Here is a 12,811-nt window from a genome sequence, read left to right as displayed (position 1 = left end):
TCAGCGGTTCGGAACCTGAACCTCGACGACCGGCACGTTGACGGTGGTCGAGTGGTAGACCTCCGGCAACGCCTCACCGGAGCCGTCGTTGCCGGACCAGGTGCCGCCCCAGGTGGTGCTGGCGGTCACCGGCCAGCCGGCGCTCGACCGGTCGAACGAGATCGTGCAGGCCGAGCCCTCCGAGGCGCCCGCGCCGTACGCGTACTTGGCCTGGTTGACCGAACACGACGTGGAACCGGCCGGCGAGGTGAAGGCGACACCGTTGCTCTGGGCGTCCAGCGTCACCGTCGTGTTCCCGGCGGTGGCCGTCAGATGCAGCTTGCCGTCGTCGGCGAGCGCGGTCGCCGGGTTGGTCACCCAGAACCAGGTCGGCACGTTCACCAGCGTGGCGCCGCCGTTCCCGGTGACCTTCGGGTTGCGGTCGATGGTCGGGTCGGTCAGCCCCTGCTGGGCGTAGTCCCACAGCGACGTGGCCAGGTCCTCGGGCGCGACGTAAGGCTCCGGCTGCTGCCCCTCGATGAAGGCGGCGAAGCCGATGCCGATCTCGGTGCCGTAGTAGGTGCCACCAGACTTGGTGTAGCCCTCCTTGACACCGCTGTGGCCCTCCTGGCACCGCAGGCTGTACCAGCGGTACTTCGCGCCGTTCTTCGCTGCTTCCGTCACGCGCTTCACCTCGTCGGCGTCCGGCATCGACAGCCGGCCCGCCGCGGCGTGCCCGCTCAGCAGCGGGATCGACTCGTCGTAGAACTTCTGGAAGCCCTCGGGTGTGGTCGCGTCGTTGCCCCCGATGTCGGGGTTGTACAGCTCCCACCAGCAGGTCGGCGCGACGGCCAGCGACGTACCGCCGCTCTTCACGACGCCGCCGGAGTCGCTGGTGATCGTGACGCTGACCGAGATCTTGTAGCCACCGTCACCGGACTGCTCGAGCCCACCCCCTGCGTGTGCCGGCGCGGCGACGACCGCCGCGGCAGCCAGTCCCGCCAGGGCGGTGGCGAATACTGTGCGCTTCATGGCGAATACTCCCCAGTTTGGTGGTCACACTCTATCGAGACGTGGGTTCTGACGTTCTATGACGCGGTTCGGTTGCGTCAACGGCAGGCGTTGTCGCCGCCGAACTTGATCGTCTTGACCAGCCAGACCTTCCCGCCGCCCAGTTCGAGCGTGCTGGTGATGTTGTAGAACGGCTTCGGCGCGCTCAGCGGCTTGCCCTTCGCGTCCACGTCGACCGTGGTGTTCACCATGCAGGAGGTCAGCGTCGCGGCCGACCCGCGCGCGGTCACCTTCGGGATGTCCACCCAGACCTCGCCGACCGTGTGCTGGCCGCGGCTGCGCAGTCCCGCGACGTCGGACCGTACGGCGTTCAGCGCGGCACCCGTCGACGTCTTGGCCAGGGCATCGAGGTCGACCTGCACCTTGTTGTACGCCGTCAGCCGGACGGTGATGTAGCTGATGAACGCGTCCGCGGCCGCCTTGTCCGAGGTCGACGCCGCCACGACCTTGCGCCGGTGCACCGCGATCGTGTTCGGCGGCCCGCCGCTGGATGATCCTGCCGTCGGGGAAGCAGTCATCTCTCCCGGCGTCGTGGCCGCACTGGACGGCTGCCCGCTCGACTCCGGCCCCAAGGTCGGCAGTCCGCCGCCCTCGTCGTCGCCAGGGCCACAACCGGCGGACATCAGCAAGCCCAGCACCACACCGACGACCGCCATACCTCGACGCCGCATCCCCAACCCCTCTCGACCCGCAGGTCCGCCCAACGCTAGCGTTCGAGCGGACCATATCGGCTCGAGTCAGAAGGTGTCAGCGGGGACGTAAACACCCCACACATCTCTGAGGGTGTTGCAGACTTCGCCTACCGTCGCTCGGGCCTTGAGGGCCTGTTTCATCGGGTAGAGGCAGTTGGCGTTGCCTTCGGCCGCCTTCTTCAGGGCGGCCAGGGCCTCGTCGACGGCCGGCTGGTCGCGTTCGGCGCGGAGCTTGGCCAGGCGTTCGACCTGCTGGGCCTCGATCGCGGGGTCGACCCGGAGCGGTTCGTACGGCTCCTCCTCGGCGATCCTGAACTTGTTCATCCCGACGACAACACGCTCGGCCGAGTCGATCTCCAGCGCGATCGCGTACGCCGACCGCTCGATCTCCTGCTTCTGGAAGCCCTTCTCGATCGCGGCGACCGCACCGCCGTACTCCTCGACCTGATCCATCAACTCGACCGCGGCCGCCTCCACCTCGTCGGTGAGCGACTCGACGACGTACGAGCCGGCGAACGGGTCGACGGTGGCGGTGACGTCGGTCTCGTACGCGAGCACCTGCTGGGTGCGCAGCGCGAGCCGGGCCGCCTTCTCGGTCGGCAGCGCGATCGCCTCGTCGTACGAATTGGTGTGCAGCGACTGCGTCCCACCGAGTACGGCGGCCAGCCCCTGAACGGCGACCCGGACCAGGTTGACCTCGGGCTGCTGCGCGGTGAGCTGGACGCCCGCGGTCTGGGTGTGGAACCGCAGCATCATCGACTTCGGGTTCTTGGCGCCGAACTCGTCGCGCATCACCCGGGCCCAGATCCGCCGGGCGGCACGGAACTTCGCCACCTCCTCGAGCAGCGTGGTCCGGGCGACGAAGAAGAACGACAGCCGGGGCGCGAACTCGTCGACGTCCAGGCCCGACGCGACCGCGGCCCGGACGTACTCGATCCCGTCCGCCAGGGTGAACGCGATCTCCTGCGCGGGCGTCGCGCCGGCCTCGGCCATGTGATAGCCGGAGATCGAGATGGTGTTCCAGCGCGGCAGTTCCGCCTTGCAGTAGGCGAAGATGTCGCTGATCAGCCGCAGCGACTCCTTCGGCGGATAGATGTAGGTGCCGCGGGCGATGTACTCCTTCAGTACGTCGTTCTGGATCGTGCCGGTGAGCTTGTCACCGGCGACGCCCTGCTCCTCGGCGACGAGTTGGTACAGCAGCAGGAGCACCGAGCCCGGGGCGTTGATGGTCATCGACGTGGACACCTGGTCCAGCGGGATCCGGTCGAACAGCACCCGCATGTCGTCGATCGAGTCGATCGCCACCCCGACCTTGCCGACCTCGCCGTGCGCGATCGGGGCGTCGGAGTCGTAGCCCATCTGGGTGGGCAGGTCGAACGCGACCGACAGACCCATGGTGCCGTGGTCGATCAGCTGGTGGTACCGCTGGTTCGACTCCGCCGCGGTACCGAACCCGGCGTACTGGCGCATGGTCCACGGCCGCTCCGTGTACATCGTCGGGTACACACCCCGGGTGAACGGGAACTTCCCCGGCTCCCCCAGCTTGCCGCCCGGCTCGAACCCGTCCAGCACCTCCGGCCCGTACACCGGCGCGAACTCGAACCCCGACTCACTCCGATGACTCATCCCCCCACGGTAGGCCGAACCACACCTCCACTGGTATGCACGAGCGGGGTGAGATCCGGCACGGCCTGACCGGGGCGGTGGGCGGGGAAGAAAGCAGCACTGTGACGACTCCCACAGTTGGCCGGGGCCTCACCGAACACGGCCGGGCTGGCAACCTGAAGGACACTTCAAATCCGCGAACGCGTCGACAGGGAATCGACGCGGTGTTACGAGAGTGTCGCCGAGGGTTCATGCGCGGTGGGGAACCTCGCAGCTGTGAGGATCGTGATGGTGGCTGAGACCTTCCTGCCGCAGATCAATGGCGTGGCGAACACGGCTCGCCACGTCGCCGATCGGCTGCGTGCCCGTGGGCACGAGCTGCTGATCATTGCCCCCGGCCCCGGTCCGGACAGCTACGCCGACGTGCCCGTGATCCGGGCCCGCAGCTTCCGGACGCCTGGGTACAAGGAGTTCCCGGTCGGCCTGCCCGATCCGTCGATCGAGCGGGCGATGGCCGACTTCAAGCCCGATCTGGTCCACGTCGCGTCGCCGTTCATCATCGGCGCCTACGGGCTGCGCGCGGCGCGCCGGCTGGGGCTGCCGACGGTGGCGATCTTCCAGACCGACATCGCCGGGTTCGCCCGCCAGTACCCCTGGTTCGCCGCCGCGGACCGCGGGATCTGGCGCTGGGTACGGCGTACCCACTCGCGGGCCGATCGCACCCTCGCACCGTCCACCGCATCGGTGGAGGCGCTGGTCCAGGGCGGCGTACCGCGGGTCCATCTGTGGGGCCGCGGCGTGAACCTGGACCTGTTCGACCCCGCTCACCGCGACGAGAACTGGCGCCGGGAGATCTCTCCGGACGGCAAGCCGATCGTCGGGTACGTCGGCCGGCTGGCCGCGGAGAAGAAGGTCCGCCGGCTCGCCGAACTGACCGACCTGGACTGCCGGATCGTCGTCGTCGGCGACGGACCGGACCGCGCGTCGCTGGAACACTCCTTGCCCAGTGCAACCTTCCTGGGGATGCGCCGGGGCGCCGACCTGGCCTCGATCTTCGCCGGGCTGGACGTCTTCGTGCACACGGGGGAACACGAGACGTTCTGCCAGACGATCCAGGAGGCGCAGGCCTCCGGGGTGGCCACCGTCGGCCCGGCCGCGGGTGGCCCGCTCGACCTGATCCACCCGGGCGAGAACGGTCTGCTGTTCGAGCCCGGCCGGCCCGGATCGCTGCGCGAGGCGGTCAAGACGCTGCTCGATCACCCCACGGCTCGCGGCCGGATGGCCGCCGGCGGCCTCGAACGCGTGCAGTCCCGGACCTGGCCGGCGGTGGTCGACGATCTGGTTGACCGGCACTACGCCGAGGTCCTGCGCGAGGCGGCGGCCGTACGGCGGGTCGCATGAGCGAGCGGAGCGAGCTCATCAGAAAGCACAGTCGGATTCGCGCCTCATCGGCGCCCGGAGCGAAGCGAGGACGCCGATGAGCTCTTTGCGGATCGCCCAGCTGGCCAACTTCGTCGGGCCGACGTCCGGTGGGATGCGGACCGCGATCGAGCACCTCGGTCAGGGGTACGTCGAGGCCGGCGCCGAGCGGATCGTGATCACCCCGGGCGAACGGGATGTCGCGATCGACACCGAGTTCGGCACGGTGGTCCGGACGAAGGCCCTGAAGATCGCCGGCGGGTACCGCCTCATCACCGATCCCTGGAAGGTGATCGAGACGCTCGAGCGGTTCCGGCCGACCACGGTGGAGATCTCGGACAAGTCCACGTTGCTGCCGGTCGCGCGCTGGGCCCGCAAGAACGACATCGGCTCGGTGTTGTTCAGCCACGAACGTCTGGACGCGATGTTGTCGTTGTACACCGCCCGGCCGCGGCGGCTCGGCGGTGAAGGAGCGCAGTACCGCCAGGGCGTCATCGCCGGCGTGGGCGCGCTGTACAAGATCCTGAGCCGCACGTATGACGCGGTCGTGGTGACGTCGAGGTACGCCGCGGCCGAGTTCGACGAGGTGACGACGCCGCTGGTCCGGATCCCGCTCGGGGTCGACCTGGACACGTTCCACCCGTCACTGGCCGAGCCGGTGGACGACGGCGTACTCAAGCTGGTCCACGCCGGGCGGCTGTCCCGCGAGAAGAGCCCGCACCTGGCGGTCGCCACCGCGGCCGAGCTGCATCGCCGCGGGGTGAACCTGCGCATGGACGTCTACGGCTCGGGCCCTCACCTGGACGAGCTGGTCGCGATCGCCGGTGACGCCCCGGTCGTCTTCCACGGGTACGTCGACGGCCGCCTGCGGCTGGCCACACACCTGGCCGAGGCGGATGTCGCGTTGTCCGTCTGCCCCGGCGAGACCTTCGGCCTGGCCGTCCTGGAGGCCCTCGCCGCCGGTACGCCGGTTGTCACGGCGAACACCGGCGGTGCGCGCGAACTGGTCGACGAGACCTGCGGCCGCTGGGCCTCCGCAAACCCGGTCGCGCTGGCGGACGCCGTCCTCGAACTGGCGAAGCTGCCCGGCCGCAGAGCCGCGGCCCGTCGCCGGGCCGAGCTCTACGACTGGGACTCCTGCATCCGCCACATGCTCGCCCTCCACACCCGGCTGGGCCAGGCGCGCCTGGCGGCCTGACCGTGCAGCTCGACAGGAGGTATGGCCCGATCCGGCGGTCCACAGGGCCGGGCTGAGCGTCACGGCAGCGCCCGACGGGGTACACCTCCTGTCGTCCTGCACAGATCAGGTCAGGTGGTCGTAGTCACCCCGGACCCAGGCGGCGTGGCGATCGGCCGAACGGCGTACGACGGTCTTGGCGTCCACCGGGATGGACGCGCCGAAGTTGTTGTAGAGCCGGTCGTACTCGAACGGGTCGAGTGCACGGGCGACCCGGTCCACGACCGCGCCCGACAGCGGAATCCGGTTCGGATAGCTGCGCATGAAGCTGACCGACGTACGGTCCGGATTGGCGAAGATCGTGTCCCCGGACAGGATCACGCCCTTGCCCTCGGCACCTTCCGCCCAGTGCACCACCGCACTGCCCGGGAAATGCCCACCCGGCTGGATCACCGTCACTCCGGGCAACGGGTTCAGCTTGCCCGACCAGGTCCGGATCACCGGGTCCTGCCGGGCCACCCACTCCGCGTCCGGCTCGGACACGTACACCGGCACGTCACCGAGCCGGTGGCTCCACTCGACCTGGACGCCGTACATGTGCGGGTGACTCGCGATGATCCCGGCCACCTCGCCCCGTTCGCGGATCCGCCGGACCGCGTCGTCGTCGACGTACCCGATCGGGTCCCACAGCAGGCTGCCGTCCGGGGTCACCAGCAGCATCGACTGCTGGCCGATCCCGGCCGGCGGCTTCGACCTGACGCCGTACAGGTTCGGCTCGACCTCCTCGATGGTCACCTCGGTGCCGGCCGCCGCCAGCTCCTCCAGCGTGGTCCAGTGCTGGCCGTCGGCCGGCACCCACTGCCGCTCGTCGGCGCAGATCGCGCAGACCTCCACTTGTTCGGAGTGCTCCACCGCACAGGTCGCGCAGATCCAGAAACTCACCGTGTTCTCCCCTCAGTCGGCCGACGCGACCGATCTCACACGTATCGCGATCGATGTCACATCTGTCAGTACATTTCACCCCAAGGTGCGGGTCTAGCATCAAGACGACCTGGTGAACGCGGTAGAGGAGGATCTGGTGCCCAGCAAACCAGCCGGCACGCTGTATCGCGGCCGGGAGGGCATGTGGTCGTGGGTCGCGCACCGGATCACCGGCGTGGGGATCTTCTTCTTCCTGCTGGTGCACGTGCTCGACACCGCGCTGGTGCGGGTGTCCCCGGAGGCCTACAACGAGGTCATCGGCACCTACAAGAACCCGATCGTCGGCCTGCTCGAGGTCGGTCTGGTGGCGGCGATCCTGTTCCACGCCTTCAACGGCATCCGGCTGATCCTGGTGGATTTCTGGGCCAAGGGCCCGCGGTACCAGCGGCAGCTGATGATCGGCGTCGGGGTGATCTGGGTGGTGCTGTTCGTGCCGTTCGTGATCCGGCACCTGACCCACGTCTTCGGAGGCTGAGATGCCGGAAACCCCAGGGATCGCAGCACCCCGGTCCAGCTCCCGCTCCCGCTCGCTGAAGGGCGGCGGCCGGAACCGCTCCGGTCAGACCAACTTCGAGCTGTACAGCTGGCTGTTCATGCGGCTGTCCGGCCTCGCCCTGGTCGTCCTCGTGCTCGGCCACCTGTTCGTGAACCTGATGCTCGGCGGCGGCATCACCGCGCTGGACTTCGGTTTCGTGGCCGGCAAGTGGGCCAACCCGCTGTGGCAGGTCTGGGACCTGCTGATGCTGTGGCTGGCCATGCTGCACGGCACCAACGGGCTTCGCACGATCATCAACGACTACGCCGAGAAGGACCAGACCCGGTTCTGGCTCAAGGCCTTGCTGATCACGGCGGCGATCGTCATCGTCGTACTGGGCACCCTGGTGATCTTCACGTTCGACCCCTGCCTCGACCCCAGCAGCACGCTGTCGGTCTGTAAGTAAGGACGTTATGCAACAGCATCAGTACGACGTGATCATCGTCGGCGCGGGTGGAGCGGGGATGCGCGCCGCCCTGGAGTCCAGCAAGCGGACCCGGACCGCGGTGCTCACCAAGCTCTACCCGACCCGGTCGCACACCGGCGCGGCCCAGGGCGGCATGTGCGCCGCGCTGGCCAACGTCGAGGAGGACAACTGGGAGTGGCACACCTTCGACACGGTCAAGGGCGGCGACTTCCTGGTCGACCAGGACGCGGCCGAGGTGATGTGCCGCGAGGCGGTCGACGCCGTCCTCGACCTGGAGAAGATGGGCCTGCCGTTCAACCGGACCGCCGAGGGCAAGATCGACCAGCGGTTCTTCGGCGGCCACACCCGCAACCACGGTGAGGCGGTCGTCCGCCGGTCCTGCTTCGCGGCCGACCGCACCGGCCACATGATCCTGCAGACGCTGTACCAGCAATGCATCAAGCAGAACGTCGAGTTCTTCAACGAGTACTACGTTCTCGACCTGCTGATGACCGACGGCAAGGCCAGCGGGGTGGTCGCCTACGAACTGGCCACCGGGGAGCTGCACGTGTTCTCGGCCAAGTCGGTGATCTTCGCCTCCGGCGGCTTCGGCAAGGTGTTCCGGACCACGTCCAACGCGCACACGCTGACCGGCGACGGGATGGGCATCGTCTGGCGCAAGGGCCTGCCGCTGGAGGACATGGAGTTCTTCCAGTTCCACCCGACCGGCCTGGCCGGTCTCGGCGTACTGCTGTCCGAGGCGGCCCGCGGCGAGGGCGGGATCCTGCGGAACAAGGACAACGAGCGGTTCATGGAGCGCTACGCCCCGACCGTGAAGGACCTGGCGCCGCGGGACATGGTCGCCCGGGCGATGGCCAACGAGGTCCGCGAGGGCCGCGGCTGCGGCCCCGACGGCGCGTACGTGATGCTCGACCTGACCCACCTGGAGCCCGCGCACATCGACGCGAAGCTGCCGGACATCACGGAGTTCGCCCGGACGTACCTGGGCGTCGAGCCGTACACCGAGCAGATCCCGGTGTTCCCGACCGCGCACTACGCGATGGGCGGCATCCCGACCAACATCAGGGGCGAGGCGCTGGCCACCAACGACGACGTGATCCCGGGCCTGTACGCCGCGGGCGAGGTCGCCTGCGTGTCCGTGCACGGCGCGAACCGCCTGGGCACGAACTCGCTGCTCGACATCAACGTGTTCGGCCGGCGCGCGGGCATCGCCGCCGCGGAGTACGCCGCCACGGCCGCCTTCGAGGAGTTGCCGGACGACCCCTCGGCGTACGTCGTCGAACTGGTCGAAGGGCTGCGCAACTCCACCGGCGAGGAGCGGATCGCGGCGATCCGGTCCGACCTGCAGGCGACGATGGACCTGAACGCGCAGGTGTACCGGACCGAGGGCTCGCTGAAGCAGGCGCTGGTCGACATCGAGGCGCTCAAGCTGCGGTTCGCATCCGTCGGTGTGCAGGACAAGGGCAAGCGGTTCAACACCGACCTGCTCGAGGCCGTCGAGCTCGGCTTCCTGCTCGACCTGGCCGAAGTGCTGGTGGTGTCCGCGCTGGCCCGCAAGGAGTCCCGCGGCGGTCACTTCCGGGAGGACTACGCCACCCGCGACGACGTCAACTTCATGCGGCACACCATGGCCTACCGCGAGCTCGATGCCGAAGGCAACGTCAACATCAGGCTCGACTACAAGCCGGTCATCCAGACCCGTTACAAGCCGATGGAGCGGAAGTACTGATGGACGTCAAGGTCAAGGTCCTGCGGTACAACCCGGAGGTCGTCGACGAGGCGGAGTGGAAGACGTACTCCGTCACGCTCCAGCCGACCGACCGGGTGCTGGACGCGCTGCACAAGATCAAGTGGGAACAGGACGGCACGCTGACCTTCCGGCGGTCCTGCGCGCACGGTGTCTGCGGCTCGGACGCGATGCGGATCAACGGCCGCAACCGGCTGGCCTGCAAGACGCTGATCAAGGACCTGAACCCGGAGAAGGAGATCACCGTCGAGCCGATCAAGGGCCTGCCGGTGCTCAAGGACCTGGTCGTCGACATGGAGCCGTTCTTCGACGCGTACCGCGCGGTGATGCCGTTCCTGGTCACCAGCGGCCACGAGCCGACCCGGGAGCGGATCCAGTCGCAGGCCGACCGGGACCGCTTCGACGACACCACCAAGTGCATCCTCTGCGCCGCCTGTACGACGTCCTGCCCGGTGTTCTGGTCCGACGGCCAGTACTTCGGCCCGCAGGCGATCGTCGGCGCGCACCGGTTCATCTTCGACAGCCGCGACGAGGGCACCGAGCAGCGGCTGGAGATCCTGAACGACAAGGAAGGCGTCTGGCGCTGCCGGACCACGTTCAACTGCACCGACGCCTGCCCGCGCGGCATCGAGGTCACCAAGGCGATCCAGGAGGTCAAGCGCGCACTGATCTTCCGCCGGGTGTGAGCACCAACCAACTCTGTCCCTCATCGTCGGGCTCCGCTGGCTATGGGTGCATGTGGGCACCTTTGAGGGTCTTGTCGACGGCGTTCTTCGGGCCGTAGAGGGCGATCCCGACCAGGTCCAGTTCCTCGGTCGCGACCGCCTTCACGGCCGCCCGGTTGTCCCGGTCGTTGCCAGTGGCAAACAGTTCCTGGGTGAAAACCGAGTGCTCGATCCCACGCTGCAACGCCCGCTGGTGCGCGATCGCCATGAACTCCTTGGACCCCTCGAACACCAGCACCGGCTGCCGGAACATCGGTAGGTACTTCACCCCGTCGGCATCCTCATACGCCTCCCCCACCACCTCCGGCCGCGTCCCCGCAATCCCACTCACCAGGAACGCCGCCACATTCAACCGCTGCCAGACCGCCAGGTCCTCCCGCAGCAACACAGCAATCTTCGTCTCGAACCTGATCGGCTCATTCGCACTGTCCACACCCCCAGAGTCCCGCCCGACCGAGACCCCGGTCTTGTACGTTCTTCACCTCTCAGCAGTACGGAGGGTTGGTGGTGACAGCGGTGGCGACGCGGAGGAAGAGGTTGAAGAGGCGGTAGAGGGTGAGCATGTCGGCTTCCACGGTGACGGTGCGGTCGTCCTGGCGGGTGACGCCGGGGATCGCGGTGAGGTGGGAGACGACGGAGGCGGACTGCCAGCGGACGGTCAGGCGGCGGGTGGTGGACGGCGCGGTGATGGTGGGGAGGGAGCGCAGGGCCTCGGTGGTGGTGGATTCGATGGCGGCGCGGGCCTCGAGGACCGGGACGAGTTGGGCGGCGAAGCGATCCTTGGCCTGTTTGACGGCGACCGTGCGTACGCCGGCGTCCCACGCGCTCATCTCGGCACAGGCCGTGTCGTCGCCGGTCAGCACCGCGACCGGTACGCCGTACGCCGCGGCCCCGGCGTGGAAGAGGCCGATCTCACCGGTGACCTGATCGTCCAGCCAGATGTCCTCGATCTCGTGGCCCATGAAGCTGTGGCTGAGTACGCCGAGCACCCCGGCCCGGGCGTGGTAGCCGACGCAGAGGACAGCGTCGTACTCGCTGGTGAGGCCTTCCATCATGCCCATCGGCTTCGGGCGGCCCTTGATCAGCGTGGCGCGTGGGTCGAGCAGGTCCGGCAGCAGGTTGCGCATCGGGCCGTGGGCGTCGTTGACCAGGACGGCGGTCGCACCGGCGGCGTACGCACCGCGGACAGCGGCGTTCACGTCCTCGGTCATCATCACCCGGCCACGCTCGTAGTCCCGGCCCGGCGGCTGGACGTCCTCCGCGTCGACCAGTCCGGTGATGCCCTCCATGTCCGCGCTGATGTAAGCCTTCACGGGACGCAAGCGTATGTTCTTGACTGTGAGCGGTGGCGCCGAGGTCAAGGCGTGGCGGCCCGAGCTGAGCGGGGTCGTCGAGGTCCTGCACGCGCACTTTCCCTCCCACGCGTACCCGAGCCACACGCACGACGCGTGGACCGTGCTGATCGTGGACGAGGGCGTGGTGCGGTACGACCTGGACCACCGCGAGCACGGACTGGCGCAGGCACAGGTCTCACTGCTGCCGCCGAACGTCCCGCACGACGGGCGCTCGGTCCGGCCCGAGGGCTTCCGCAAGCGCGTGCTGTACCTGAAGCCGGAACGGCTCGGCCGCGACCTGATCGGTGCGGCCGTGGACCAGCCCGAGTACGTCGATCCGCTGCTGCGGCACCGTCTGCACCAGTTGCACGGCGTACTGCTGGACGGGCGGGAGGACCTGGAGGCGCAGAGCCGGCTGACGCTGATCGAGGAGCGGCTGCGGCAACATCTGCGGCGGAACGTGCTCGACCCGCCGGATCGGGGCGATCCCGGGATCGCCGCGCGGCTGCGCGACGTACTGGACGCGAACGTGCCGGCCGGGATCACGCTGGACGACGCGTCGAAGCTGGTGCATGCGCATCCGGCGCATCTGGTGCGGGCGTTCAGCCGCGAGTTCGGGATGCCGCCGCATCGGTACCTGACCGGGCGCCGGGTCGACCTGGCCCGGCGCTACCTGCTCGACGGGCATCCGCCCGCGGACGTGGCGACGCTGGCCGGGTTCTACGACCAGTCCCACCTGAACCGGCACTTCCGCAAGATGCTCGGGGTGACGCCGGCGAGCTTCGTCAGGCGTTGACCTTCTGCGCGGCCTTGTAGGCGCGGACGCCCCAGGTGCCGAGCAGGACCGCGATCAGCAGGTTGACCACGATCAGGACGGTGTGGGCGACGTAGTACCCGGTCGGTCGGCCCTCGGTGGCGGCCAGGTTCTTGATGAACGTCACGTAGGTGACGACGTTCCAGACCGCGATGCCGAGCAGCACCAGCGCGTGCTTGCGTTCGAGTTTCACCCGGCCATTGTCCCCGTCGTTGGTAAACGGGGCGGCCGCGCCTCACTCGGCCGCCCCGCCCGGGGGGGCGAGCTCCTGTCATCGACCTTGGTTCATGGTCGGCGCGGCGGCA

At 68.7% G+C, this 12,811-nt stretch carries 14 protein-coding genes; 7 read left to right on the top strand and 7 right to left on the bottom strand.

All coding sequences use genetic code 11. The features are described from left to right. The 3 genes from ACGFH6_RS35480 to ACGFH6_RS35470 form a co-directional block, all read right to left on the bottom strand. Window positions 1–1,011 (bottom strand): hypothetical protein, encoded by a 1,011-nt coding sequence (locus ACGFH6_RS35480; RefSeq protein ID WP_393393021.1) that lies wholly within the window; start codon window positions 1,009–1,011, stop codon window positions 1–3. 77 nt (window positions 1,012–1,088) lie between these two features. Then, complete coding sequence (locus ACGFH6_RS35475) at window positions 1,089–1,721, bottom strand: hypothetical protein (protein WP_393393019.1); 633 nt, start codon at window positions 1,719–1,721, stop codon at window positions 1,089–1,091. 66 nt (window positions 1,722–1,787) lie between these two features. Next, the gene (locus ACGFH6_RS35470; protein ID WP_393393016.1) at window positions 1,788–3,368 is read right to left on the bottom strand and encodes a methylmalonyl-CoA mutase; all 1,581 of its coding nucleotides are present in this window, start codon (window positions 3,366–3,368) and stop codon (window positions 1,788–1,790) included. A gap of 267 nt (window positions 3,369–3,635) precedes the next feature. Here ACGFH6_RS35470 and ACGFH6_RS35465 point away from each other — a divergent pair, with 267 nt between their 5' ends. Further along, window positions 3,636–4,748: a glycosyltransferase family 4 protein gene (locus tag ACGFH6_RS35465; RefSeq protein WP_393393013.1), complete on the top strand. Its 1,113-nt coding sequence runs from the start codon at window positions 3,636–3,638 to the stop codon at window positions 4,746–4,748. A 76-nt stretch (window positions 4,749–4,824) separates the two neighbouring features. After that, window positions 4,825–5,964: a glycosyltransferase gene (locus ACGFH6_RS35460; protein ID WP_393393010.1), complete on the top strand. Its 1,140-nt coding sequence runs from the start codon at window positions 4,825–4,827 to the stop codon at window positions 5,962–5,964. Between the two features lie 105 nt (window positions 5,965–6,069). On the opposite strand, the gene ACGFH6_RS35455 is transcribed toward ACGFH6_RS35460, so the two are convergent. Further along, window positions 6,070–6,885, bottom strand: a complete 816-nt coding sequence (locus ACGFH6_RS35455) for an MBL fold metallo-hydrolase (protein ID WP_393393008.1) — start codon at window positions 6,883–6,885, stop codon at window positions 6,070–6,072. Between the two features lie 181 nt (window positions 6,886–7,066). Between ACGFH6_RS35455 and sdhC the strand changes: the two genes are divergently transcribed. Genes sdhC through ACGFH6_RS35435 form a run of 4 tightly spaced genes read left to right on the top strand, consistent with a single transcriptional unit; the run spans window position 7,067 to window position 10,319 of the window. Further along, window positions 7,067–7,399, top strand: coding sequence for a succinate dehydrogenase, cytochrome b556 subunit (gene sdhC, locus ACGFH6_RS35450; RefSeq protein WP_328526863.1), 333 nt, complete (start codon window positions 7,067–7,069; stop codon window positions 7,397–7,399). Window position 7,400: 1 nt separating this feature from the next. Further along, complete coding sequence (locus ACGFH6_RS35445) at window positions 7,401–7,865, top strand: succinate dehydrogenase hydrophobic membrane anchor subunit (RefSeq protein WP_393393005.1); 465 nt, start codon at window positions 7,401–7,403, stop codon at window positions 7,863–7,865. A 7-nt stretch (window positions 7,866–7,872) separates the two neighbouring features. Next, complete coding sequence (gene sdhA / locus ACGFH6_RS35440) at window positions 7,873–9,615, top strand: succinate dehydrogenase flavoprotein subunit (RefSeq protein WP_393393002.1); 1,743 nt, start codon at window positions 7,873–7,875, stop codon at window positions 9,613–9,615. Beyond that, window positions 9,615–10,319 carry a succinate dehydrogenase iron-sulfur subunit gene (locus ACGFH6_RS35435; RefSeq protein WP_393392999.1) on the top strand — a complete coding sequence of 235 codons (705 nt, stop codon included), beginning with the start codon at window positions 9,615–9,617 and terminating at the stop codon, window positions 10,317–10,319. Before sdhA ends, ACGFH6_RS35435 begins: the two co-directional genes overlap by 1 nt. A 40-nt stretch (window positions 10,320–10,359) precedes the next feature. On the opposite strand, the gene ACGFH6_RS35430 is transcribed toward ACGFH6_RS35435, so the two are convergent. Together ACGFH6_RS35430 and ACGFH6_RS35425 are read right to left on the bottom strand one after the other, a co-directional pair. Next, entirely contained in the window at window positions 10,360–10,791 is a 432-nt protein-coding gene (locus ACGFH6_RS35430; RefSeq protein WP_393392997.1) for a DUF2000 family protein, read from the bottom strand. A 52-nt stretch (window positions 10,792–10,843) separates the two neighbouring features. Continuing rightward, complete coding sequence (locus tag ACGFH6_RS35425) at window positions 10,844–11,671, bottom strand: M55 family metallopeptidase (protein WP_393392994.1); 828 nt, start codon at window positions 11,669–11,671, stop codon at window positions 10,844–10,846. A 13-nt stretch (window positions 11,672–11,684) separates the two neighbouring features. Here ACGFH6_RS35425 and ACGFH6_RS35420 point away from each other — a divergent pair, with 13 nt between their 5' ends. After that, window positions 11,685–12,488, top strand: a complete 804-nt coding sequence (locus tag ACGFH6_RS35420) for an AraC family transcriptional regulator (RefSeq protein WP_393392991.1) — start codon at window positions 11,685–11,687, stop codon at window positions 12,486–12,488. On the opposite strand, the gene ACGFH6_RS35415 is transcribed toward ACGFH6_RS35420, so the two are convergent. Next, window positions 12,478–12,699 carry an SCO4848 family membrane protein gene (locus ACGFH6_RS35415; protein WP_393392989.1) on the bottom strand — a complete coding sequence of 74 codons (222 nt, stop codon included), beginning with the start codon at window positions 12,697–12,699 and terminating at the stop codon, window positions 12,478–12,480. The genes ACGFH6_RS35420 and ACGFH6_RS35415 overlap by 11 nt on opposite strands. Between the last annotated feature and the right edge of the window lie 112 nt (window positions 12,700–12,811).

The sequence above is a fragment of the Kribbella sp. NPDC049227 genome, from assembly GCF_043197265.1.
GTDB lineage: Bacteria > Actinomycetota > Actinomycetes > Propionibacteriales > Kribbellaceae > Kribbella.
The sequence above is the reverse complement of the archived record's forward strand: the minus strand, read 5'-3'. Positions and strand labels throughout refer to the sequence as shown.